Source organism: Mucilaginibacter sp. R-33 (genome assembly GCF_049949235.1).
Lineage (GTDB): Bacteria > Bacteroidota > Bacteroidia > Sphingobacteriales > Sphingobacteriaceae > Mucilaginibacter.
In genome coordinates this window covers 5,575,578-5,598,733 of record NZ_CP188089.1, presented here as the reverse complement: position 1 = coordinate 5,598,733, position 23,156 = coordinate 5,575,578, and the positions used below count along the sequence as shown (strand labels likewise).

Annotated in this window: 29 protein-coding genes; 17 read left to right on the top strand and 12 right to left on the bottom strand. The window is 41.2% G+C overall.

Annotation, left to right across the window (positions count from 1 at the left end; genetic code table 11):
- Positions 1–357, top strand: coding sequence for a DUF2809 domain-containing protein (locus ACP26M_RS23255; protein ID WP_426583684.1), 357 nt, complete (start codon positions 1–3; stop codon positions 355–357).
- A 6-nt stretch (positions 358–363) separates the two neighbouring features.
- Here ACP26M_RS23255 and ACP26M_RS23250 read toward each other — a convergent pair whose 3' ends face one another.
- The 5 genes from ACP26M_RS23250 to ACP26M_RS23230 form a co-directional block, all read right to left on the bottom strand.
- Complete coding sequence (locus ACP26M_RS23250) at positions 364–1,014, bottom strand: suppressor of fused domain protein (protein ID WP_426583682.1); 651 nt, start codon at positions 1,012–1,014, stop codon at positions 364–366.
- A 61-nt stretch (positions 1,015–1,075) separates the two neighbouring features.
- Positions 1,076–2,146, bottom strand: coding sequence for a PA0069 family radical SAM protein (locus tag ACP26M_RS23245; RefSeq protein WP_426583680.1), 1,071 nt, complete (start codon positions 2,144–2,146; stop codon positions 1,076–1,078).
- Between the two features lie 29 nt (positions 2,147–2,175).
- Positions 2,176–2,817 carry a response regulator transcription factor gene (locus tag ACP26M_RS23240; RefSeq protein ID WP_188833621.1) on the bottom strand — a complete coding sequence of 214 codons (642 nt, stop codon included), beginning with the start codon at positions 2,815–2,817 and terminating at the stop codon, positions 2,176–2,178.
- The gene (locus tag ACP26M_RS23235; protein ID WP_426583677.1) at positions 2,783–3,613 is read right to left on the bottom strand and encodes a sensor histidine kinase; all 831 of its coding nucleotides are present in this window, start codon (positions 3,611–3,613) and stop codon (positions 2,783–2,785) included. Before ACP26M_RS23235 ends, ACP26M_RS23240 begins: the two co-directional genes overlap by 35 nt.
- A 673-nt stretch (positions 3,614–4,286) precedes the next feature.
- Positions 4,287–4,658 carry a hypothetical protein gene (locus tag ACP26M_RS23230; RefSeq protein WP_090532224.1) on the bottom strand — a complete coding sequence of 124 codons (372 nt, stop codon included), beginning with the start codon at positions 4,656–4,658 and terminating at the stop codon, positions 4,287–4,289.
- Between the two features lie 148 nt (positions 4,659–4,806).
- Between ACP26M_RS23230 and ACP26M_RS23225 the strand changes: the two genes are divergently transcribed.
- Positions 4,807–5,892 (top strand): metallophosphoesterase, encoded by a 1,086-nt coding sequence (locus tag ACP26M_RS23225; RefSeq protein WP_426583675.1) that lies wholly within the window; start codon positions 4,807–4,809, stop codon positions 5,890–5,892.
- Between the two features lie 118 nt (positions 5,893–6,010).
- On the opposite strand, the gene ACP26M_RS23220 is transcribed toward ACP26M_RS23225, so the two are convergent.
- The 3 genes from ACP26M_RS23220 to rsfS all read right to left on the bottom strand — a co-directional run bounded on the left by ACP26M_RS23220 (position 6,011) and on the right by rsfS (position 9,282).
- A complete protein-coding gene (locus ACP26M_RS23220; RefSeq protein ID WP_176625844.1) occupies positions 6,011–6,649 on the bottom strand; it encodes a LutC/YkgG family protein in 639 nt (212 codons plus the stop codon).
- A gap of 56 nt (positions 6,650–6,705) precedes the next feature.
- Positions 6,706–8,817, bottom strand: coding sequence for an ATP-dependent zinc metalloprotease FtsH (ftsH, locus tag ACP26M_RS23215; protein WP_176625846.1), 2,112 nt, complete (start codon positions 8,815–8,817; stop codon positions 6,706–6,708).
- 90 nt (positions 8,818–8,907) lie between these two features.
- Entirely contained in the window at positions 8,908–9,282 is a 375-nt protein-coding gene (rsfS, locus tag ACP26M_RS23210) for a ribosome silencing factor (protein WP_090532232.1), read from the bottom strand.
- Between the two features lie 47 nt (positions 9,283–9,329).
- Here rsfS and ACP26M_RS23205 point away from each other — a divergent pair, with 47 nt between their 5' ends.
- From ACP26M_RS23205 to pfkA, 4 genes are all read left to right on the top strand, one after another.
- Positions 9,330–10,103 carry a biotin--[acetyl-CoA-carboxylase] ligase gene (locus ACP26M_RS23205; protein WP_426583672.1) on the top strand — a complete coding sequence of 258 codons (774 nt, stop codon included), beginning with the start codon at positions 9,330–9,332 and terminating at the stop codon, positions 10,101–10,103.
- Positions 10,104–10,118: 15 nt separating this feature from the next.
- A complete protein-coding gene (locus ACP26M_RS23200) occupies positions 10,119–10,571 on the top strand; it encodes a protein-disulfide reductase DsbD domain-containing protein (RefSeq protein ID WP_426583670.1) in 453 nt (150 codons plus the stop codon).
- Positions 10,572–10,594: 23 nt separating this feature from the next.
- A complete protein-coding gene (locus ACP26M_RS23195) occupies positions 10,595–12,352 on the top strand; it encodes a protein-disulfide reductase DsbD family protein (protein ID WP_426583668.1) in 1,758 nt (585 codons plus the stop codon).
- A 146-nt stretch (positions 12,353–12,498) separates the two neighbouring features.
- The gene (gene pfkA, locus ACP26M_RS23190; RefSeq protein WP_426583666.1) at positions 12,499–13,476 is read left to right on the top strand and encodes a 6-phosphofructokinase; all 978 of its coding nucleotides are present in this window, start codon (positions 12,499–12,501) and stop codon (positions 13,474–13,476) included.
- Positions 13,477–13,531: 55 nt separating this feature from the next.
- On the opposite strand, the gene ACP26M_RS23185 is transcribed toward pfkA, so the two are convergent.
- Positions 13,532–14,884 (bottom strand): PAS domain S-box protein, encoded by a 1,353-nt coding sequence (locus ACP26M_RS23185; RefSeq protein WP_426583664.1) that lies wholly within the window; start codon positions 14,882–14,884, stop codon positions 13,532–13,534.
- A 54-nt stretch (positions 14,885–14,938) separates the two neighbouring features.
- The gene (locus tag ACP26M_RS23180; RefSeq protein ID WP_426583662.1) at positions 14,939–15,475 is read right to left on the bottom strand and encodes a 5' nucleotidase, NT5C type; all 537 of its coding nucleotides are present in this window, start codon (positions 15,473–15,475) and stop codon (positions 14,939–14,941) included.
- A 231-nt stretch (positions 15,476–15,706) separates the two neighbouring features.
- Between ACP26M_RS23180 and ACP26M_RS23175 the strand changes: the two genes are divergently transcribed.
- From ACP26M_RS23175 to trmD, 8 genes are all read left to right on the top strand, one after another.
- Positions 15,707–16,228: a 30S ribosomal protein S16 gene (locus tag ACP26M_RS23175; RefSeq protein ID WP_426583660.1), complete on the top strand. Its 522-nt coding sequence runs from the start codon at positions 15,707–15,709 to the stop codon at positions 16,226–16,228.
- A 95-nt stretch (positions 16,229–16,323) separates the two neighbouring features.
- On the top strand, positions 16,324–16,851 hold the full coding sequence (rimM, locus tag ACP26M_RS23170) for a ribosome maturation factor RimM (RefSeq protein WP_426583658.1): 528 nt from the start codon (positions 16,324–16,326) through the stop codon (positions 16,849–16,851).
- Positions 16,852–17,012: 161 nt separating this feature from the next.
- Positions 17,013–17,447 (top strand): hypothetical protein, encoded by a 435-nt coding sequence (locus ACP26M_RS23165; protein ID WP_426583656.1) that lies wholly within the window; start codon positions 17,013–17,015, stop codon positions 17,445–17,447.
- 68 nt (positions 17,448–17,515) lie between these two features.
- Positions 17,516–17,953 carry a hypothetical protein gene (locus ACP26M_RS23160; protein ID WP_426583654.1) on the top strand — a complete coding sequence of 146 codons (438 nt, stop codon included), beginning with the start codon at positions 17,516–17,518 and terminating at the stop codon, positions 17,951–17,953.
- Positions 17,950–18,150, top strand: coding sequence for a helix-turn-helix transcriptional regulator (locus ACP26M_RS23155; protein ID WP_091209995.1), 201 nt, complete (start codon positions 17,950–17,952; stop codon positions 18,148–18,150). The genes ACP26M_RS23160 and ACP26M_RS23155 overlap by 4 nt, the downstream gene beginning before the upstream one ends.
- 16 nt (positions 18,151–18,166) lie before the next feature.
- Complete coding sequence (locus ACP26M_RS23150) at positions 18,167–18,556, top strand: VOC family protein (RefSeq protein WP_090532262.1); 390 nt, start codon at positions 18,167–18,169, stop codon at positions 18,554–18,556.
- An 87-nt stretch (positions 18,557–18,643) separates the two neighbouring features.
- Positions 18,644–18,979: a VOC family protein gene (locus ACP26M_RS23145; protein WP_426583651.1), complete on the top strand. Its 336-nt coding sequence runs from the start codon at positions 18,644–18,646 to the stop codon at positions 18,977–18,979.
- A 106-nt stretch (positions 18,980–19,085) separates the two neighbouring features.
- Positions 19,086–19,766 carry a tRNA (guanosine(37)-N1)-methyltransferase TrmD gene (gene trmD, locus ACP26M_RS23140; RefSeq protein ID WP_091167128.1) on the top strand — a complete coding sequence of 227 codons (681 nt, stop codon included), beginning with the start codon at positions 19,086–19,088 and terminating at the stop codon, positions 19,764–19,766.
- Here trmD and ACP26M_RS23135 read toward each other — a convergent pair.
- A complete protein-coding gene (locus ACP26M_RS23135; RefSeq protein WP_426583649.1) occupies positions 19,763–21,058 on the bottom strand; it encodes an ArnT family glycosyltransferase in 1,296 nt (431 codons plus the stop codon). The genes trmD and ACP26M_RS23135 overlap by 4 nt on opposite strands.
- Before the next feature lie 153 nt (positions 21,059–21,211).
- Here ACP26M_RS23135 and ACP26M_RS23130 point away from each other — a divergent pair, with 153 nt between their 5' ends.
- From ACP26M_RS23130 to ACP26M_RS23120, 3 genes are read left to right on the top strand one after another with little or no spacing between them, the layout of a single operon-like run.
- On the top strand, positions 21,212–21,778 hold the full coding sequence (locus ACP26M_RS23130; protein ID WP_090532270.1) for an RNA polymerase sigma factor: 567 nt from the start codon (positions 21,212–21,214) through the stop codon (positions 21,776–21,778).
- 44 nt (positions 21,779–21,822) lie between these two features.
- Positions 21,823–22,314 carry a hypothetical protein gene (locus tag ACP26M_RS23125; protein ID WP_139160026.1) on the top strand — a complete coding sequence of 164 codons (492 nt, stop codon included), beginning with the start codon at positions 21,823–21,825 and terminating at the stop codon, positions 22,312–22,314.
- 5 nt (positions 22,315–22,319) lie between these two features.
- On the top strand, positions 22,320–22,565 hold the full coding sequence (locus ACP26M_RS23120) for a hypothetical protein (protein ID WP_090532274.1): 246 nt from the start codon (positions 22,320–22,322) through the stop codon (positions 22,563–22,565).
- A 15-nt stretch (positions 22,566–22,580) separates the two neighbouring features.
- On the opposite strand, the gene ACP26M_RS23115 is transcribed toward ACP26M_RS23120, so the two are convergent.
- Positions 22,581–22,997 (bottom strand): hypothetical protein, encoded by a 417-nt coding sequence (locus ACP26M_RS23115; RefSeq protein ID WP_090532277.1) that lies wholly within the window; start codon positions 22,995–22,997, stop codon positions 22,581–22,583.
- Positions 22,998–23,156: the final 159 nt, after the last annotated feature.

The window sequence follows — 23,156 nt, the reverse complement described above, 5'->3', positions numbered from 1 at the left end:
ATGCCTAAAACCAGGATAACCTATTTTATATTAACAATAGCAACCATTATCCTCGGTTTGTTATCCCGCCATTTTACATTCATCCCTTTATTTATAGGCGACATCTTATGGGCTACGATGGTTTACTTTATCATGAGGTTTTTGTTTATTACCAAAACTACCAAGTTCAATGTTATAGCGGCTTTGCTGTTTTGCTTCGCGATAGAATTTAGCCAGCTTTATAAAGCGCCATGGATAGATGCCATCAGGCACACACTGTTTGGCAGGCTCGTTTTAGGTGAGGGCTTTTTGTGGGGCGATTTGTTGTGTTATGTTTTTGGGGTGGGGATAGGCGTTGGGATTGATAAAATGCGATAAAAAACGTTATCTCCTGTTTAAATCAGTGATCAATAACGGATTTGTAACCCTATGACTATCTAAAAGTTCTTTTGCTGTAAAATCCTTATTGCGCAAGCCAATATACTCGCCACTTGTTAAGCCATAAAGTTGTAAAAACTTAACACTGCCATGTGGCGTTTCAATTGTACCCATTTGGCTATCTATATAAAATACAAAGGCCGTGATCTCTGTATCAGTGTTTACCCGTAAAGGGCCATTCGCCGACATATAGTGGTATTGATCAAATCCTCGCTGGGTTTTGAAAACATATTTGGCAATGTTTTGCAGCAGGTTGGCAGGCCAGGCAATTTTCCTGTCTTCACCCTCTAACGGCAAATACCTGAAAGTTATCTCAAATCCAAAACCACTCACTTCTTCTTCGACAAGCTTATCATCAAAATATAAATTTGAAAAACCAAGAGTTATAAAGTGCAAATGCGACTGCTGTATTTCACTGACAAAGCAGTCAACAGCCCATAAAGGATCTTCGCCTCCCAACTCATAAGGCACAACTGTAGCCCAATGCATTGGTTCCTGCTCGCCATATACTTCTTTTTCCTTTAAAGCAATAGCATCGTAACCGGGCATATCATCTTCTGTATACTGTTCTTTATAACGTTCTATTTTTGATTGCATAAGATTTAAGTTTTAAGTCCCTAAATATAAGCAAAGCCTGTTATTGGTATTTGTTAAATTCTCAAAACATACTCGTCTGTTTCCCCTTCCTTGGTACAAATAAACTATAATCATATTCTGGCATCTGCCTATCGCTCATAAAGCGTTTGCAAGCCATTTTAAACATCTGGTGAATGGATTCGGCCACCTTGCCCTCGCCGCTCATCCGGCGACCGTAATCGCTATCATTCAACTTGCCGTCATGCGTCGAGCGGATCATATTCAGTACCTTTTCGGCGCGATCTGGAAAAGCCTTATAGATCCAGTCGCTAAAAATTTCGGCTATGCTGCCATTGAGCCTCACCATGGTAAAACCGGCGGCTAAAGCGCCTCTGTCGGCGGCGGCTTTAATGATATTAGGCACTTCATTACTGTTTAACCCGGGAATGATCGGCGCTGCCATTACCCGTACCGGGATGCCTTTTTCCGAAAGCTTTTGAACAACCGCCAAACGGCCTGTTGCTGTTACAGTGCGCGGCTCAAGTTTCTGCCTCAGTTGCTCATTAAGGGAGGTGATGGATATGTTTACATGTACCAGGTTCAGCCTGGCCATATCTGTAAGCAAATCGAGATCCCGCAGTATAACGTTGTTTTTGGTGATGATGCTTACCGGGTTTTTATACTTCCAAAAAACTTCCAGCAAGGCCTGGGTTATTTTAAGCTTCCGTTCAACAGGCTGATAACAATCCGTATTGCCTGACAGCATGATGCAAACCGGCTTATAATTTTTTTTGTTGAAATATTGCTCAAGCAGCTGGGGGGCATTGGGTTTAATAATGATCTTGCGCTCAAAATCGAGCCCGGCGCTAAAGCCGTAATATTCATGGCTGTTACGGGCATAACAGTAAATACAACCATGCTCGCAACCCTGGTACGGGTTGATCGAGTACATATGGCTCAGATCGGGACTATTGGATTCGCTTACTATTTTTTTTGGAGTTTCTTCAAAAAGCTGCGTGTTGCTATTTTCAAGCAAAGGCTCGTCAATACCCTCGATATGATCAAGTACATACTTGTTTTTCAGAAACTTATTGTGCGTATTTACCTGCGCCCCTCGTCCTTTAAAAAAATCCGGATTTTCCTCATGTGACATCGAACAAATTTGCTAAATTTATTAGCAAATTACAATTCAATCAGTTTATTTTTTATGCTATACAAAACCAGCCCTACGCGGCTTTTGATCTGGAGTTTTTCAAAAAGCTGGTCGCGATAGCTATCAACGGTGCGCACGCTGATGTTCATGGTTTCGGCAATTTCTTTATAAGTAAGTTCGGTACCGGTAAGGCGAAGGAACTCGATCTCGCGGGGATTAAGCTTTATGTTTTCTAACTTACTGTTAAAGTTAGTGATCAGATGACGGGTTACAAACTCGGGGTAATAAAGCTCTCCCTGCGCAACTTTCAAAAGGGCGTCTTCAACTTCATGCGGCTCCGAATCTTTAAGCAGGTAGCCTTTTACACCCATTTTTACCATGATCAGCACCTTTTCGGCATCTTCGAACATGGATAAAATAATAATCCTGACACCGGGATGTTTGGCCCGCAGCACCTGTGCAGCTTCAACCCCATCCATAACCGGCATGCTGATATCCAACAGTATAATATCAGGGACTATGCCTTTGCTTATCGTATCAATTAGTTCCTGACCGTTTGCGGCCTCAAATAGTATGTTGTATCTTTTAAAATTGGTGACAAGAGCAGCCATACCGCTCCTGAAGAGTTTATGATCATCAACTAAGGCTATTTGAATGGGTTCCTTTAGCATAAATTTGTTGTACCAGGGGATTGAACGACAATTTTATCTGGCAACCCTTACCAGGCGAGCTGGCAATAATTACGTCCGCGCCTACTAAAGCTGCCCTGTTTTCAATGTTCCGCAATCCCGAACCGCCCTTATTATCAACCTTTTCGGTATTGAAACCAGCACCATCATCTTCGATGAGCAAATTAAACATTTGTGCAGTATAATACAAACCGATTTTAAGGTTAGCTGCCTTAGCGTATTTCAAAGTATTATTTACCGCTTCCTGAAAGATCCGGAATATCACCAGCTCGCGCTGTTCGCCTAAACTATATACATCTCCTTCAACATCAAAAATAACATTGATGATACCGCTGCGGGTTAAACGTTCGGTTTCGGTTTCGAGGGTTTTTATAAGCCCCTGTGAGCTGATATGCTCAAAGCTCATGCTTTTTGAAAGGTGCCTCAAATCATTAATGGTTTGCGAAACCAGTTCGCGGTTCTCATTTACACGGGCTTTTTTTTCATCATCAAGGCTATTGTTAAGCAGGCCCAGGTTCAATTTCACAAATGATAACACCTGGGTAATATTATCATGGATCTCGCGGCTTATATCGTTTAGTGTTTGCTCCTGGATCTCTATCTGCGTTTTAAGCATCTCCTGCTTAAATGAGGCTTTAAGATGTTCTTTTTCAAGCTGGTTCTTATTTTGCTTTTTTTGATACATCAGCATAAAGCCAATGATAAATACGCCAAGCAACAGCATTAGCGCAGAACCCGCTATTATAACGAGGATAACCTGTTCTTCCTGAAAGAGCATATAAAGGCTATTGAAAATAAAAAATTCAATGCAAAAGTTGTTAGGTTAAGCAGCGTTGCCGCTATCAGATAAAAATGATAATTATTTCGATAAACCATATAACTGAAACATGAATAAAAAAACGTTGTAGATAAGTAATAAAAAAATATGCCTGTTAATGCCAGAAACGGGGGATGAGTTATCAGCTCAATATATTCGTCAGTATCATTGTTCAGAAGGCGGTAATAATAATTACAGATCATCCATATCAAAAACAAATCTTGAATAACTGTGGCTGCGGTTGCTCTTTTAAATACCCCCTGTATAAACAAAATATCAGCAATTGAGAGTAATATAACAATACCGGCAGCAATAAAAACCTTTTTACGCCTTTTGGGCCGTTCATCAAATGCCTGTATAAACCTTGTAAAAAAAGCAAACAACAGGATATCTTCAATATTATTACACCATGCGTTTGAATGATGAAGATTTAGCCAGTTAAAAAGGTTTACAAAATCGTAAACAAGGATAAAACTTAACAGCGGCAACAAGGTTCTAAAATTATTGTCGAGCAACCGGTATGTAAAAAGGCAGCAAAAAAAAGCCACCACATCCGTTACAAAATAAAAACTCTCTAACATGAATGCTAAAATAACGCATCTATTTCAGCATTCATGCAAATGGTTAATTTATTCTATGCCTTGCACATTGGCGGACATTCTTTTCCTGAACTCAAAGCCTGAAGCCCACTGCCTGCCAATGCCTCAACAGCATCCGATTGTATAGCATCAATATGTTCATCCTCCCCTGTTCCGGCCACTGTACCAACAATAGCAACTGATGTTTGGTGCGGCGCATAGCCATGGTCGGCGGCGTGAACACCAAAGTGTAACCTTACCCCGGTAGCATGCGCCGGTAAATTGTCAATAAACGCTTTTAATTTATCAATCGGGATCCATGTAGACTCCGTGTCACGAACGCTATGTTCCTTATCAATAAGGGTTTTACGGGTATTTTTATACCTTTCCACCATTTCGCGGGCTGCTTTTAAGTCAATAATTTCCATATAATTGGGGGATTAAATTTAGCCTCCAATCTATATAATTATTGCTAAATATCACATCCGTCATTTCACCGTTTTTTATCCCGTTTAAACACGGTAAAAGTAACTGTCAACTTACAACACAATACACTATATCATACGTTAAAAAGTCATGCGCAAGTTTTTACAAAAACTGTTAACCAAGCCGGTTGCCCGGTTGGCCGACAGGCTCTCGTCACGACCGGATAAGAAGCGGGTTAACAGATCATTGAACCGGTTATACAAAAGCCTGCTAACCGGGTCGGGTAAAAAAGGCCTTTTAATACCTTTCGATGCAGAAAAAGGTAAATTCATTATCCTGTCCGATCAACATAAAGGCGCTCGTGATGATATGGATATCTTCGCCCTTGCCGAGAAGAACTACCTTACAGCACTTGATTATTACTACAGCCAACAATTTTTCTACATCAATCTTGGCGACAGCGAGGAGCTTTGGGAAAACTTATTCATCACCATAAAAAAGCACAACAAAGCCACATTTGAAAGCGAAAAACGGTTCATACAACGTAAAGAATTCATGAAAATATTTGGCAATCATGATCTGTTTTGGGACAATGACCCTTTAGCGGCAGTTGGATTAAAGCAAATTTATGATGAAGTAATTAAGATCTATGAAGGAGCTGTACTACAAACAACAGTTAATGGTAAACCACTAAATATATTCATGACGCATGGCCACCAGGGCGATTTGCAAAGCGATGGCAACTGGTTCAGTAAATGGTTTGTATCCAATGTATGGGCACCTTTCCAGGCATATCTGAAGGTTAATATTAATACCCCGGCAAATAACGACTTGCTCAAAACAGATCATAACCGCATTATGTATGAATGGAGCCAGAGGCAAAAAAACACGCTGCTAATAACCGGGCACACACATCAACCGGTATTCAGGTCATTAACCCATCTCGAAAAACTGTATAACGATATCGCGAAAGCAAGGAAAGCCGGAGACGATAACCTGGCCGATGAACTAAATAAACAGATCGTTAATCGGCAAGTGAAGGGTGATGTGGCTCCCGATTTTAGCGCATGCGACCCAAGCTATTTCAATAGCGGCTGCTGTTGTTACGATGATGGCGATATAACAGGCATTGAAATTGCCGATGGCCAAATCCGCCTCGTAAAATGGGAATATAACGCACAAAACCAAAGTGAAAGGATAATACTGGAGGAGTGCAGGCTGGAAGAGCTATTTTAAGACCGAGGTAAAAGGCGAAAGACAACAGGCTAACCTCAATCGGAGAAATCAAAAAATCAATCGGTGTAATCCTAAAAAGAAAAAATCAACGAAATCATCGTAATCAAAAAATCAACGGTCACCCTTCCAGCATAAAAACAAAAAGCTCTTTAGGGCCGTGGGCGCCTAATACCAGTGTTTTTTCAATGTCAGCCGTACGGCTTGGGCCGGTTACCGTGCTGATCATAGATGGCAGTTGGTTGCCATATTTGGTTTTGATGAGTTTAAAACCATCTTTTAAGTCCATAACCATTTGCGAAGTATAAGCCAGTACAATATGCACCGATGGATAGATGCTTAACCTGCGGCCGGCCATATTACCGTTTGAAAGCAGGATGCTTCCGTTACGGGCAATCAAAGCCTCGCAAAGAGTAAAACCAACTTCGGCTTGTTCAAAGTCTTTATCGGTTTCGTAGTGCGGGTATTCAAACTGGTTCAGGATCTCCTGCAACTTAGGTTCCCAGCAGTAAATTTTGTGCCATTTACGTTCTTCGGCAAGGGTAAGCAGGTTTTCAATAAATTGCAGCTCATCCTCACAAAAAACAAACTGGCCTGATACGTTGGTAAACTGTTCGGCGAAGACCACCTCGGGCATTTCATCCGTTGCAGGATAAAGGGGCTGATCTTCCAGCTGAGGGTATGGGTTATCCCTTTTCTCCAAAAGCGCTTTCCTGATTTTTTTAAGCAGTTTTTCTTTTGATGTAGTGATATCCCTCATAACTAAAAAAGCAAAGCCACCAGCTTTGCCGGTGGCTTTGTGTTATAATTTAAAAATTAAAGTTTCGGATCTTCGCTTTCTATTCTTGAAAGTTCAGGATTAGTCAGCGAGTCTGGAATAGCATTGTTATCCACATCCGGATTTAATGCAGCTTCACCGTTTACAAACTTATCATAAGTTGTGCGCTCATCAAACGGACGCTTACCCAGGATTTCTTCCAAATCACTTTGGAACAACACTTCTTTTTCCAGTAACTTCTGAGCTATCTTTTCAAGGCCGTCACGTTTAGCATTCAGCAAGTCTTTGGTTTTTTGATAAACCACATCAACCAGCTTTCGTACTTCAGCGTCAATCATTTCGGCTGTAGTATCTGAGTATGGCTTATTAAATTGGTATTCGCCCTGCGGATCATAGAACGATACATTACCAACGCTATCGTTCATACCATAAATTTTGGTCATGGCATAAGCAAGTTTAGTGATACGCTCCAAATCGCTCAGTGCACCGGTAGAGATTTTACCGAAAACGATGTCTTCAGCAACACGCCCCCCCATAGATACGCTCATTTCGTCAAGCAATTGCTCGGTAGTGTACAAAAACTGCTCTTTTGGCAGATATTGGGCATAGCCTAAGGCAGCGACACCACGAGGAACGATAGATACCTTAACCAACGGATCGGCATGTTCCAGGAACCAGCCAGCAATAGCATGACCTGCTTCGTGGTAAGCAACAATGCGCTTTTCTTCGGGAGAGATGATTTTATTCTTCTTCTCCAAACCACCGATAACGCGATCAATAGCATCCTGGAAATCGGTCATATCAACCGCCTCTTTGTTTTTACGGGCAGCAATCAGCGCAGCTTCGTTACAAACGTTAGCAATTTCAGCGCCCGCGAAACCCGGGGTTTGTGCCGATAGTTTTTTAGCATCTACACCATCAGATAGTTTGATAGGTTTCAGGTGAACTTTGAAGATCTGCTCACGACCAATCAAATCCGGTTTATCGATAGATACCTGCCTGTCAAAACGCCCCGGACGCAATAGCGCTGAATCCAGTACATCCGGACGGTTGGTTGCAGCTAAGATGATAATACCCGAATCGGTACCAAAACCATCCATTTCAACCAGTAACTGGTTCAGGGTGTTTTCGCGCTCATCGTTACCACCTACAATATTGTTTTTACCACGGGCACGGCCAATAGCGTCGATCTCATCAATGAAAATGATACATGGCGCTTTGTCTTTAGCCTGGCGGAACAGATCACGTACGCGTGATGCACCCACACCTACAAACATCTCCACAAAGTCTGATCCTGAAAGGGAGAAGAAAGGCACCTGAGCTTCGCCTGCAACAGCTTTGGCCAATAAGGTTTTACCGGTACCCGGCGAACCTACCAATAGCGCGCCTTTAGGGATTTTACCACCCAGGTTAGTATATTTCTTCGGATTTTTAAGGAAATCCACAATCTCCATTACCTCTTGTTTAGCTTCTTCCAAACCGGCAACATCATTAAATGTAACAGTTACCTGGGCCTCTTTATCAAACAGGGTTGCTTTTGATTTACCGATGTTAAAGATCTGGCCGCCCGGGCCACCGCCCGAACCACCGCTCATCCTGCGCATGATAAAGATCCATACACCGGCAAATAATATCACCATGATAACGCCCTGTACCAGCCAGTTTGATAACAGGCTTTCATGTCCCTGTTCAAATTGTAAAGATACTTTTTGGTCGTCAGGTACATCTTTTTGAGCATCGGCAATAGACTTTTTCAGGCTTTCATAAGAAGCATCTGTAAAAGTAAACTGTGGGCCGCTATTGGTACTGGTATTAAAAAAGTTTTTGTCTTTAGATACGTTACTGGCAAAATATGGCTTTGACAAGCTTTGTTGTTTGATGTAAACATCTGCCATTACCAGATCGCCGCTTTTATAAGCTACAATTTTCTGAACATCATTTGTACGAAGCATGTTTGCCTCAAATTCCTGGAAAGTAACCGGTTTGCCCGATCCGCCGTTTAACAAGGCCGGAATCAATAAAAAGGCCAAAATAACAATACCATATAGCCACATGATATTAAATTTGGGCGGTTTTGGTGAGGGCTTCTTGTTCACAATTTTACGGATAGGTCTTGGATTTTCTGATTTAGAATCTTTAATATCTTTCATTTCTTTTTACGAGCTCAAACTTACAATCTATAATTTAAATTTTACGCGGTAACAGTAAGACTATGCGTTGAGCCTTTTTGTGACGGATGTTTATGCACTTTTATAATATTTAATATCTGCATCGCCCCACAAATCTTCCACTCCATAAAACTCACGTTTATCGGTCCTGAACACGTGGATCACAACATCCACATAATCAAGCAGTATCCACTCGCCATACTCAAAACCCTCTTTGCGCCAGGGCTCGGTTTGGGTGGCTTTGAAAATTTCATCCTCAATGCTATTTGCTATAGCTTTTACCTGTGTCGACGAATCAGCATGACAGATCACGAAATAATCTGATACCGAACTGAATATATTACGAAGGTCTAACCTAATAATATCATTGCCTTTTTTTTCCTGGATACCATGTATTGCCAACTCTGAAATATAGGCAGATTCACTTAACACTTTGTTTTTTACCATCAAAAAGAATTAGTTTTGAACGTTTTTGAGTATAAAATTATTACACTTTGCAAAATAACATATTTTCAGGATTATTTGTTGGTCAAAATTTAGTAACAATTAAACAAGTTGACTCAACAAATAGTTTTCTTAAAAATCTACTGTCAAATTCCAAGCCAGTACCCGAAGGTACGGTCATTATGGCAGAAGAGCAATACGCCGGCCGGGGCCAGCAACAAAATACCTGGCATAGCGAACCCGGAAAAAACCTTACTTTTAGTATTTTATTAAAGCCCCATTTTTTACCCGTTGATGCCCAGTTTGATTTGAACCGTGCGGTAAGTTTAGGGGTGTATGATGCCCTGCATCTATTATTAGGTGATGAGCTAAAAATTAAATGGCCTAATGACATTTACTATGCCGACAGGAAACTGGGTGGCATACTCATCGAAAATACTATACAGGGCGGGCAGCTCAAAGACTCGGTTATTGGCATTGGTTTAAATATAAACCAGGAAAATTTTCCGCCCGGCGCCTCAAACGCCACCTCTGTAAAGCAAATCTTACAAAAGGATTATGATTTAACACTGTTATTATCGGAAATTTGCAACAAGCTTGAAGTATACTACCTGAAACTGAAGGCCGGACAAATTGATTTTGTAAGGAATAGTTACTTAAGCCGACTGTACTGGTTAAACGAGGTTAAAAGTTTTGAGTCAAACAGCGGGCAGTTCAATGGCATTGTAAAAAATGTACTGCCTAATGGCTTGCTGGTTATTGAAGATACTAACGGACAGCAATTAGAGTTTAACCTTAAAGAATTGAAATTTTTAAATAAATAATAAAGTAAAGCACAAATGAAGAAACTATTGGTATTGGTAACCGCGCTTATCATCAGCGTTGGCGCTTACGCTCAGATCGAATCGCCGGTGAGGTGGTCATACGCGGCAAAAAAGGTAAATGACAAAGAAGCTGTAGTATTTTTAAAAGCAACGATACAAAGCGGCTGGCACATTTACTCACAAACCGTAAAAGATGGCGGCCCCATCAAAACCTCATTTGACTTTACCCCATCAAAATTATATGCTGCTATTGGTAAAACTACCGAACCTACCCCGATAACCAAGTATGAAAAAGCATTCAGCATGAATGTTAGCTACTTTGAAAAGGAAGTTGTTTTTAGCCAAAAAATCAGTTTAAAATCACCCAAAGCAACAGCAGTTACCGGCAAACTGACCTACATGACCTGTAACGATATGAAATGCCTGCCACCAGAAGATGTTGATTTCACTATCCCTTTAGGTAAATAATTCAGCACACCTTAAAAGTAGTCATGAAATTATTAAATAAAGGTGCTTACCTGCGCGCCGGGCTTATCACATTAATTACCCTGATTGTTCTTAATATAGCCGGAGCAAACCCGGCTCATGCTGTGCAAAAAAAAGCAGCCGATACTTCGGTATCAGCAGCGGATGTCACATTTACAGATATTCCTACCGCAGCAGATAGCATAGCTATCAGGAAAAAGCAAGCCGATTCGGTAAAAAAGGCAGAAGCCGCAAAAACATCAAAGACGCCCGCAGCTGCTTCAAAAACAGCAGAAAAACCAAAATCACTTTGGCAAATCTTTATTGAAGGTTTACTGGGTGGCTTTACCGCGGTAATTTTGCCTTGTATTTATCCTTTACTGCCTTTAACAGTAAGCTTTTTTACCAAAAAAAGCGGCAGCAAAAGCAAAGCTGTTATGCAATCGCTCATTTATGGGGTATCAATCATTGTAATTTATGTTACACTGGGCTTGCTGATCTCCATCATATTTGGCTCGGATGCACTAAACGAACTGGCAACGAACGGTATATTTAATATTTTCTTCTTTTTGCTGCTCATTGTATTTGGTATTTCCTTTTTGGGCGCATTTGAAATCACACTACCAAGTTCGCTGGCTAATAAGCTGGATGCAAATTCTGATAAAGGCGGCCTTGCAGGTATCTTCTTTATGGCTTCAACATTGGTTGTTGTTTCGTTTTCTTGTACAGGCCCTATTATAGGAACCTTGCTGGTTGATGCAGCCTCAAAAGGTGATCGCCTTGGCCCGGCAATGGGTATGTTCGGCTTTTCTCTGGCTTTAGCACTGCCTTTTACCATATTCGCTTTATTCCCTTCAGCACTAAAAACGCTTCCGAAATCGGGCGGATGGCTTAACAGCGTTAAAGTTGTATTGGGCTTCCTTGAACTGGCGTTTGCTTTGAAGTTTTTATCCAATGTAGACCTGGCCTACCACTGGAACTGGTTTGACAGGGAAATATTTTTATCGCTGTGGATAGCAATTGGCTTACTGATCGGGCTCTACCTGATTGGCAAGATCAAGTTTTCGCATGATAGCGATGTAAAATTCCTTACTACTCCGCGCACGTTCCTGGCTATTATTGTGTTTGCTTTTGTTATTTATATGATACCGGGCTTGTGGGGTGCGCCTTTAAAATCTATTAGCGCGTTTTTACCTCCCGAAGCCACTCAGGATTTCAACCTTTCAAATATTCCGGATGGTTCAGGCTCATCAGCAGCAAGTCCATCAGCGGCCATACCCGCGAGCATTGGCGAACGCAAGTATGCTGCCAACTATACCCGCATCAAAACCAAAGGGTTGGATGCATGGTATGATTACGATCAAGCTTTACAGGTATCAAAGGCCCTGCATAAACCGATACTCATTGACTTTACTGGCTTTAACTGTGTTAACTGCCGTAAAATGGAAGCCAACGTATGGTCAGATCCGCACGTGTTTAGCCGCATTAAAAATGATTTTGTGCTACTGCAGCTGGTAGTTGATGACAAAGCAGAATTGCCTGCGGCGGAACACTTTGTATCAGATTACAGCGGTAAAAAGATCACTACACTTGGCGGTAAATGGAGCAACCTGGAGGCGCAACGCTTCAATTCAAATTCGCAGCCATTATACGTAATGCTTGATAGTGATGGCAACTTACTTAAAGATGCATCGGGTGCAGAAATACCGACATCGCCGGCAAATTATGACATTGCCAGTTATCTTAAATTTTTAGACAGTGGCGTAGCTGCTTACAAAAAATAGGGATCGGGTTCAAAAAATAAGTGTAAATTCGCGCAAAATTCAAATTCCGCGTTTTATTGGTTAGGCGTGGCGTTTGAATAATGAACAATATTTACAACCCTAATTAGTTATGAATAGGTTAGCCTGTTTATAACCGAAACAAAAAAATGACTCAGATCAAAAATATCGGCGTTTTTACTTCGGGTGGTGATGCACCCGGAATGAATGCTGCCATAAGGGCGGTGGTACGTGCCGCCATGTATTACGGAATTGAAGTCACGGGGATCCGCCGTGGTTACGACGGTATGGGCAAAGGTGACTTTTTTACCATGAACCGTAAATCCGTTTCAAACATTATCCAGCGTGGTGGCACAATCCTTAAAACTGCAAGGTGTGATGAATTCAGAACATCCGAAGGTCGTAAGGCAGCATATGAGCACCTGGTAAAAAATAAAGTTGACGCATTGGTAGCCATTGGCGGCGATGGTACTTTTACCGGCGCTAAAGTTTTTGGCAGCGAGTATGATATTCCGGTGGTTGGCTTACCTGGTACAATTGACAATGACCTTGTGGGCACCGATTTTACTATTGGTTACGATACCGCCATTAACACTGTTGTTGACGCCGTTGACAAGATCAGGGATACCGCCGAATCGCACGACCGTTTATTTATTGTTGAAGTAATGGGCCGCGACTCGGGCCTTATCGCTTTACGTACCGGTATTGCTACCGGTGCCGAGGCTATCCTGATCCCCGAAAGCAAAACCGGGCTCGAAGGTTTGTTAAACCGCCTTGAATTTGGCCGTAAAGATAAAACATCGCGTATAGTAATTGTTGCCGAGGGTGAAGATGCGGGCGGCGCGTTTGAAGTGGGCAGGTTAGTGCAGGAAAAGTTCCCTAATTATGATACCCGGATCTCTATTTTAGGTCACATACAACGCGGCGGAGCACCAAGCTGTATGGACAGGGTATTGGCAAGCCGTGTCGGCGCTGCTGCAGTTGAAGCCTTGAGAGATGGGCATCGCAACGAAATGATAGGCCTCATCAATGGTGAAATTGCTTATACCCCGTTTGAGCATGCTATTAAACACCACCAGGGCATTGATCCAAACATGATTAAACTGGTTGAAATGCTCTCTATGTAATTTAAGCTAAAACGATAAATAAAAACAGCCCCGCCTTAATCAAGCCGGGGCTGTTTTATTTGGCAATGGTGCTGTCAACAACAAGCCTTATCGCTGTATCAATTTCGGCACTCACGGTAAACAGGTGCGCTATGATCTCCCTATTTTCGGGGTTAAAGAAATCTTCATGGTCCATTAAGCTGATAAGCCCAAGCATACTTGCCACAGGCCGGCGCAACTCGTGCGAGCTTAAAGAAGCAACATTTCTTAAACGATCGTTCTGACTCACGAGTTCTTTCTGTATTTTGAGCCTTTCGGTAATATCATGACCAAAACAACCTGCACCTATTATATCGCCTGCAGCGGTGTAAATAGGATTAAAATTAACTTCATAATACAAACGCTGTCCATTTACCGGATCGATGCTTTCACTGATAATATCATACCGTTCTCCGCTTAAAGCACGGTTATAGTAAATAGTCCAATCGTCAATTAATTGCTTGCTAAAGCCCTTATGTTTATAGGAGTATTCACCTTTAAAAGGTTTTTGGCCCGTTAAATGAGTCACCTGCTCAACATAGGCCTGGTTCATGTACAAATAACGCAACTCTTTATCAACCGACCAGATATGGTCACGGGTATTATTGATCAATGCTTCAAGGCTGTCTTTCATATGCAAAGCCTCTTCCCGCATTTGCATTTGAGATGTAATGTCCCTGCCTATGCCCTGTATTTCAACTACCATTCCGTTATCGTCGGCGATGGATACAAACTCCCATTCGGTATCATGCAGGTTCCCATTTTTAGCAGGCTTTTTGTGAGCGAGCCTGACGATCTTGCCGGGATTATTAATACATTCCACAAAAGCGTCCTGGCACAGCTGCGCATCCTGCGGAATGGTCGTTTTTGAAAAATGATGACCTATTATGTCAGCCTCATCATAACCGAAGGTTTTAAAAAACCGGCGGTTAGCAAAGCTAAATTTGCCATTAATATCTATCCTTACCAGGAAATTTGTTTGCGAATCAATAAGCGAATTGAGAAACTGTTCGCTCAGACCCGGCTTGCTAAACGGGATCGGAATACGAACACCATCGAGGGCAGAAGTTATATTACTTAATATGATTTTATGGCCGGTAAGGCCATCAATGGCAAGCGTCCGTTTTTCGGTTAGCTGCTTTCGGCCCGCCTCCAGGTGATAGGTCATTTGGATTGACTCGTTCATAGCAAGCCCTTCAGTAAGTTGCTTTACACCGGCAAACGTTTCACCTTTTACCAGTCCAATCAAAAAATCAACATTTTGACGAAGGTGATCAGCGCCTACTTCAAAAAGGCTGTAAAAGCTTTCACTTACAAACAGGTATTTCTGTTCATCGATATCAAAAACAATTGTACAATTTCCGGTTGCAGCCGGGTTTGGGTTAAACATATAAAAAAGCTGTGAATACTTAAAGATATGGCTATTTACATGATAAACAAACAACTACAATAATTTCGCTGCAACTTCCTTCCAGGTATTTACCCGCTCATAGTCGGTAAGCAGCATGTTATGCGGTGAGGTATACAGGATCTTCCGGCCATTAAAGGTGGCGAAGTTTTTGATCCGGTCATCTATCATGATATCTACATCTAAAATCTTGTGCCCGCAAAAAATAATGTTTGTCCACGAAATAAATGGAAAATGTTCTTCCAGCCATTCCTGCTTATCCTCCAGTGAGTACTTGAACTCCATAGCGGCCGATGCTATGTACACATCGTACTTTTCGTGCAGGGCCTTCACTACTTCCTGTGCATCGGGCATCACCGGGATATCCCTGAAAAAACCCCGTTCATTAATATAAACCCTTAGGGTTTCGCTTAAGTGCGGCGGCAGGATCTCCCTAAACTCCTTACCCTCCATATTGCCCAGGCTTATTTCTTCACCATGCCTTTCTTTATACATATTGATGAATTTGCCAATGGTATCGGCAATAACTTCATCCATATCAATTGCTATCCGTATTTTTCTGTTGATGCTCATGGCGGGTAAGTTCCGATTTTTTTAAATTATTGCAATGTTAAGTTTAAAAAACAGCTAAATAAACCAAATCATGCCCTGCAAAAACAACCATTCACCAGTCAACCCAATCAGCCATTCACTTCAACCATAAATAATTAATTATCAACCATTTTTAATTACGATAAAAATTAATACCTTTGCATCCCCGCAGAAAGAACTCCGGGGATAATGTTGAATACATAAAAATTTACAATGGCAACTAAGATCAGACTACAAAGACACGGTAAAAAAGGCAAACCTTTTTATTATATCGTAGTAGCAGACTCACGCGCTCCACGTGATGGACGCTTCATTGAGCGTTTAGGTTCATACAACCCAAACACCAACCCCGCAACTATTGACATCAATTTCGACAAAACTTTAGATTGGGTTAACAACGGTGCCCAGCCTACCGATACTTGTCGTGCTATCCTTTCATACAAAGGCGTGCTGTACAAAAAACACTTACAAGGTGGTGTTAAAAAAGGTGCTTTAACCGAAGAGCAACTTGAAACTAAATTTGCTGAGTGGCTTGACCAGAAAGACAGCAAAATCACCGGTAAAAAAACCAGCCTTAATGTTGCTAAAGACGAAGCCCGTAAAGCCGCTTTAGCTGCTGAAGCTAAGAAGAGCGAAGAAAAAGCTGCTGCTATTGCTGCTAAAAACGCTCCTGTTGCCGAAGAAGAAGCTCCTGCAGAAGATGCAGCAAATGAAGAAGCTGAAAGCGCAGAATAATTTATTGATTAAGCGTACATCTATACGTTTGATTTCTTAAATCCGGATAATGGCGAGGCAAACAGCTTCGCCATTATTGTTTAATTATATTTTAAATGAAAACTGAAGATCATTTCAGGATAGGCAGCGTACTAAAAACCAAAGGCTTAAAAGGCGAGCTACAGATTTACGTTGATTTTGATGGCATTGAAGCCATTAAATTTAACGCGGTGTTTATTGATATTGCAGGGAAAATGATCCCTTATTTTGTATCATCAATAAAGTACCTGCAAAAAAACAACGCCTACTTAAACCTGGAAGATGTTGATACCATTGAAAAAGCATCAACCCTGGTAAAGAGGGATATCTACCTGCCCGGTAAGCTAAAGCCAAAAAAGAAAAAGAGCGAATTTACCCTGAATGACGTGGAAGGCTTTATCGCTATAGATGAAACCCACGGTGAACTGGGCGAAATATTATCGGTGCAGGAATATCCGCAGCAATTAATAGCCACAGTTCAGTACAAAAATAAGGAAGTACTTTTTCCGCTAAATTTAGAGATCATTAAAGGTATTGATGTTGAAGGCGGTGAGATTTACATTGACCTGCCCGAAGGCTTGTTGGATATTTATCTGGAAGGCTAAGTTTGAGATTCAAGACTTTTAGAATAAAGAAATAAGATTTCCCCCATGCCCGTGTACTCACGGGCATTTTTCATTTACCGGGATTTTAAAAAAAATATTTGTCAAATATATTTGACTTTTGTAAAGTTTACTTTACTTTTGGTCAGCCAAACTTTACAATTATGAAATCACGTTTTTTATTTCCGCACTATTGTCGATTAATTGGTTACTTGTGTTTTGTCATAGATATTTTAAAAGCCGTTGCTTTAAAATTTTTTTATCCCCAGGGCTTCGCCCAAACAGGAGATGTCCCCAATATCTGGATGAATATCACAAACGATTTTAATATTATCATCGTTATCATCGGATTATTGCTTATAGCTTTCTCCAAAGAAAAAGATGAAGATGAGCATATTTCACAGCTGCGATTGGACTCATTACAATGGGCGATATATGTAAATTATTGTCTTTTTCTGATTTTAGTCGTTTTGATACATGGCTTTAAATTTCTTGAAATTGTAGCCTACAATGTCATTACTCCTTTGATATTCTTTGTCATCCGGTTTAGATGGAAGGTTTTTTTATTAAATAGAAACCTCGCAAAAGAATCAAATTAAACTATAGTTGATTCAATAAGAAAAATTCAGAATACAGCCATCCTGTGTTTCGAGCAAATTTTACAATCATGAAATCACGTTTTCTATTCCCGCACTGGTTCAGGTACCTTGGGCTTGTGCTTTTCCTGATCCATATCCCCATCGTAATGTTTAAAAAAGAGATGGGCTTTAGCATGCATGAAGAACCGGTAAGCGACGACCTGTTTAACAGCCATCATATCTTTTTCATGACTACCACACTGCTCATGGCTATAGGCCTGTTCTTTGTCGCCTTCGCCAAAGAACGCATTGAAGATGAACAGATCTTTAAACTCAGGCTCGACTCATTGCAATGGGCTATTTATGTAAATTATATACTTTTGGTGGTGAGTTTAATATTAAGTAAAGACACCGAACATATTTTGTTTTTAAATTTATTGGTACCGCTTGTATTTTTCATTGTGCGTTTCAGGTGGAAGATTTTTCAGAACAACCGTCTCATCAACAAGGAAGAGGGGCAGGCATGAAAAATAACATTAGGGTTGAGCGGGCCATCAAAAACATAACCCAGGCCGAGCTTGCAGAGCTTATCGGGGTATCGCGGCAAACTATCAATACCATCGAAAGCAACAGGTACGTGCCATCAACTGTGCTGGCCCTTAAAATAGCCCGTGTATTTGGCAAACCTGTTGAGGACATTTTTTCGTTAGACGACGAGGATTAATTAAACCAATATAACCATGGCAACAAAACCAAGCTTCGCACCGCAGTTAGCCATTCCGCATGGTGTAACCGATATCAGCTTTTACATTAAAGCTTTGGGCGCGGTAGAACTCAGGCGTTTTAGCAATGATGATGGCAGCATCCATGTATCGGAGCTTTCGATAGACGGCACCATTTTTCATTTACATGAGGAAACCGAACGAACGGCTGTGCTTTGCCCCGATACTACAAAGGCTACCACTGTAACCATCGGTCTTTTTGTTGATGATGTGCATGCTGTGATGGAAGCTGCGAGGCAGGCAGGCGCAACAATAGCTTCGGAAGTAACAGATTGGGACTATGGTTACCGCCAGGGTGACTTTATTGACCCTTTCGGGCACCGGTGGATGATTGAGAAGGTGATATAGTTGATATAGAAGCAAGCAACAAGAATCAAGAGACAAGATAAAAAGCACCATTATGGCAAAGCAACCCACCTGCGGCAACGGCAAAATATGCTATATCGAAATCCCAGCCATCGATATCAAGATATCGTCAAAATTTTTGCAACTGTTTTCGGCTGGCATATCCGTACGGATAATCACGGCTCCGCCTCGTTTGATGACGGCGTAGGCGAAGTAAGCGGCATGTGGGTAACTGGCCGCGAACCGATGGGCAAAGCTGGGTTATTGATCTCCATTATGGTTGATGATGCAGAAGCAACACTTAAACTGATAGAGGCCAATGGGGGTATCATTGTTCAACCCATTGGTAAGGATTTTCCGGAAATTACCGCACATTTTACTGATCCGGCGGGTAATTTATGGGGAATTTATCAGCATAGAGGATAACTCATAGAAGCAAGACTGCAAGACTCAGGAATCAAGACAATTTCGGAGAGAGGACATTTTTCAGTAATCTTGCATCCTGATTCTTTTATCCTGAGTCTGAAGAAATATGCGTTTCGATATCATTTCTGTATTGCCTGGTTTGCTTGAAAGCCCTTTTGCACATTCCATTTTGCAGCGTGCGCAGAAAAAGGGGATTTCTGAAATTGTTGTTCATAACCTGAGGGATTATGCCACCAACAAGCAAAAAAGCGTGGATGATTATCCTTACGGTGGCGGCAGCGGTATGGTGATGACCATTCCGCCTTTTGCGGCATGTATTGAAAAACTAAAATCAGAGCGTGATTATGACGAGATCATCTTCATGTCGCCCGATGGCGAAACCCTCAATCAGGCTATCGCTAACCAGCTTTCCATCAAAAAAAACATCATTATCCTTTGCGGTCATTATAAAGGTATCGATCAACGCATCCGCGACATTTATGTAACCCGTGAGATCTCGATAGGCGATTATGTACTTTCGGGCGGCGAACTGCCCGCCGCCGTACTGGTTGATGCCGTAGTAAGGCTAATCCCCGGCGTGTTGAGTGATGAAACATCCGCATTATCTGATTCATTCCAGGATGACCTGCTGGATGCCCCTGTTTATACCCGTCCGGCCGACTGGAACGGCCACAAGGTCCCCGAAATACTTTTAGGAGGCAACACACCCGAAATAGAAAAATGGCGCCACGAGCAGGCATTAGAGCGTACGAAAGCACGACGGCCGGATCTTTTGGATAAAGATTAAACAGCCGTTTCTTTAAACTTAAGGCTCATTTTTGGAAGTTTATCAATAGTACAGGCTATCCAAAAAAGCAGTATCGGCACCACAACATCCAATTGCCTCACGTAAGCACTTGCAAAGCCGCTAAGCAAAAAGTAAACCGTAAAAAGCAGCATTGTTAGTTTAACCGGATAGATGATCTGCTTTCGGTTAATTACACTTATGACTAAACAAATAACGGAAGCCCACAAAAGCAAGGATCCTGTAATAATGTTGCTTATTGTTTGAGTAACCTGGTAGGTATATGAATAAGGAAAATCAAAAAGCATTCGCGAGATGTTGTAGAAGTAATTTTTTACAAATTTTTTAGGTGCGGATTTAATATTCCTGATTGCCGCTTTTTTAAAAAGCTCATCCTGCTCAACACCTTGATGCGCCATGATAAAAGATATTTCTTTGGCATGATTTGCTTGCAGCAGCGAATCGCCTTCGGTTGATTTAAACGGCATCGGGAGTATGGAGTTAGACAGATAGGGAGCCTTCCAGTCGCCATATTCCAAATCATAAGGCGAACTCATCCAGTACAAACTCATCCCTCCGGAATTTCCCCAGTAAAAAATCTTTCCGGTAAGGTGTTGGGTATAGGAAAGATAGGGCACTGTAGTAAGCAAGGCTATAGCGAAGATATATACCGCATTAATACAAGATATTCTTATCGCCTTTATGATACTTAACAGCAAACAGATAATCAAACAAAGCAATATTACATAACCGAAAATGATTTTGGTTAAGGCCAGGAAACCAATCAGAAAACCTGAAAGTACAAGGTATATTGTTTTATGCTTCACAAAATACAAGGTGACGCTGTATACAATACTTACTATTAAAAATGAAGTAAAAACTTCAGTATAAATAGCGGGTAAAAACTGGTAAAGATTAATATAAAATGCCCATATAACGGCAAATAGCATCGCCAGTTTTTCCTTGACCATATACCGCAGGGCCTGATAAAAAAACACTACCGACAGATAAAAGAAAAGCGCGTTTAATAAGGGATACCAAATAACCGGCAAATGCAACGCGGCACAAGGCATAAGTACAATAGGATAACCCGGGCCACTCCATAAATTGATATCAGGCGCGGGGGGCGAATAAAAACCATGAATTAAGTTAGATGCAAAACCTACGTACCTGGGCTCATCGCCATACAACACAGGATATTTAAATTTCAATACACGATAAACGTAATAAACAAGGAACGGTGAAAACAGGAAATAGGGGTTTTGCTTTACATTAAAACGCATATGATATGGCATGTATCAATGATACCAATTTATAGCCTATCTCCGGATATAATTATTCAAAATTCAACGCTTTGTTAAAACATAGCGGTTATATTAACACTGTGTTTTTCCTTAAATTAGATTGCAACCAAATAATGCTCACTGCATTATAATGGCGTTGCAGCTATGAACCCTAACCACACCGAAGCCCAGCTTATTGAACAATGCCGAACCAGCCCGACTGCTTTCGGGCAGGTGTTCGACCGTTGGTATAAACCGGTATTCGGCTACATTATGCGTCGCTGTGGGGATTATGACCTGGCAAGGGATATCGCAGCCGAAACTTTCCTAAAAGCTTTTTTGAAGATAGGTTCATTTAAATGGAGGGGGATAGGCCTGTCGTCATGGCTTTACCGCATTGCCACCAATGAGCTTAATCAGTATTACCGCAGCAGTAAATACAAACCGGAATCGTTACAGCAACTGCTGGAAAACCCGCAGATGGAAAAGCTGCTGCATGACCATGCCGGCAACGAGCGCGAGATGATGGAGCAGGAACTGAAAGCTTACAATGATTACAACCAGATCCGTCAAAACCTGCTTAAGCTTGATATTAAATACCAGGAAGTTATTTCCTTAAGATATTTTGAACAGAAAACAAATACCGAGATCAGCGAGATCCTGGATAAAAATGAAGGCACGGTAAAATCGTTGCTTTCGCGCGGGCTGGAGAAATTAAGAAACATGCTTTAAGCACTGCAACCAAAACCAATTAATGCATTATAAGGGTAATTAACATGAAAGATCAAGAAGAATTTTTAAAGCGAATGGAAAATTTAAAAGTACCCGATGTAAACCCATCCCAACACCAGGACATGGTGAAAATGGCCATCATGAACGCCGGGCGTTCGGCAGCCCTGGGATTATGGCTGGTGATAGTGCCCTGCTACTTTTTGCTGTGCGTATTCATGTATTATCACTTCCACATTAATGCAAACTGGTTTAGTTCCATGTTCAGCGTGATGGTACAGCTGGAACAGGTGCCCTATATCGATTATATCGGCCCGTTGGTATTATTCATCCTGCCTGTTGTTTGCATAGTTATCAACCTGCTTTCCATTATTCATGTACAGGTTCGGCCAATAGATCCCGACAGGCGCAAAATAAAAGAGCTCAATATCAGTATCAGGTTAAAACTGTGGAACATTGTATTGATCCTCATCAGCCTTGCCATCGTGTTCGCGTTCATCAATTTCGCCATGACAGAAAACATCTCCATCAAAAACTAATCATCATGAAATTAAACTGGTTTACCCGCAAAGGGATCGTCTACCTGCCTGTATCCATCATTGGCTGGATCATATTGATCATTGCACTTGCTTATGCTGTTTTTACGTTTATTGATATCGATAAACGCTCGCATTCGGTGAGTGATACGCTCATTAATTTTGTATTTAACCTGCTTTTGATTGGACTGGTATATACACTAATTGCTTATTTCACGGAGAAGAAGCCGGTGCCGGAAGCCATCAAAAAATAAAAACCTATCTGAGCATTACGAAATGGATGAAGCCTCGGAATGTCTTATCAATTTTAATCCCTTGATGCTAATAGCAAGAAAAATGGCAGGGTAAACAACCATCAGTATTACCAATGAAGGATTTCTAATAAAGTTTGCCAAATGTCCTATTATAAAAAATATGTTGATAATTATCGAGTATTTCCACCCCGACGGGTTAATGACATGATCAGTATTCGTCATCTGCTGATAGTAAATATATTGAGCCATCAGTCCAAGCAATAACAAAGCGATAAGAACCCAATCGTAAATACTTTTAAAACGGCTTAAAACAAGGTTGGTAAATGTAAGAATTGTAACAACGCCGGCTAAAAGGGCAGGAACGAGGTTAATAAAAAACAACCATTTAGCAATTATTGTGGCTTGGGAAACTGGATGAATTGATTGGCGCATGAGAAGTCTGATAAATAGTCAAGGTAAAAACTTTAAGTAAATATTTTGACTATATCTGCGCTTTATAACTTTCAATATTTGAAATACTGGATTAAAAATTCAGTTAATACCGGAAAAAACCACAACGCGTTGTTAATAAAAAAACTAAATGTGGAAATT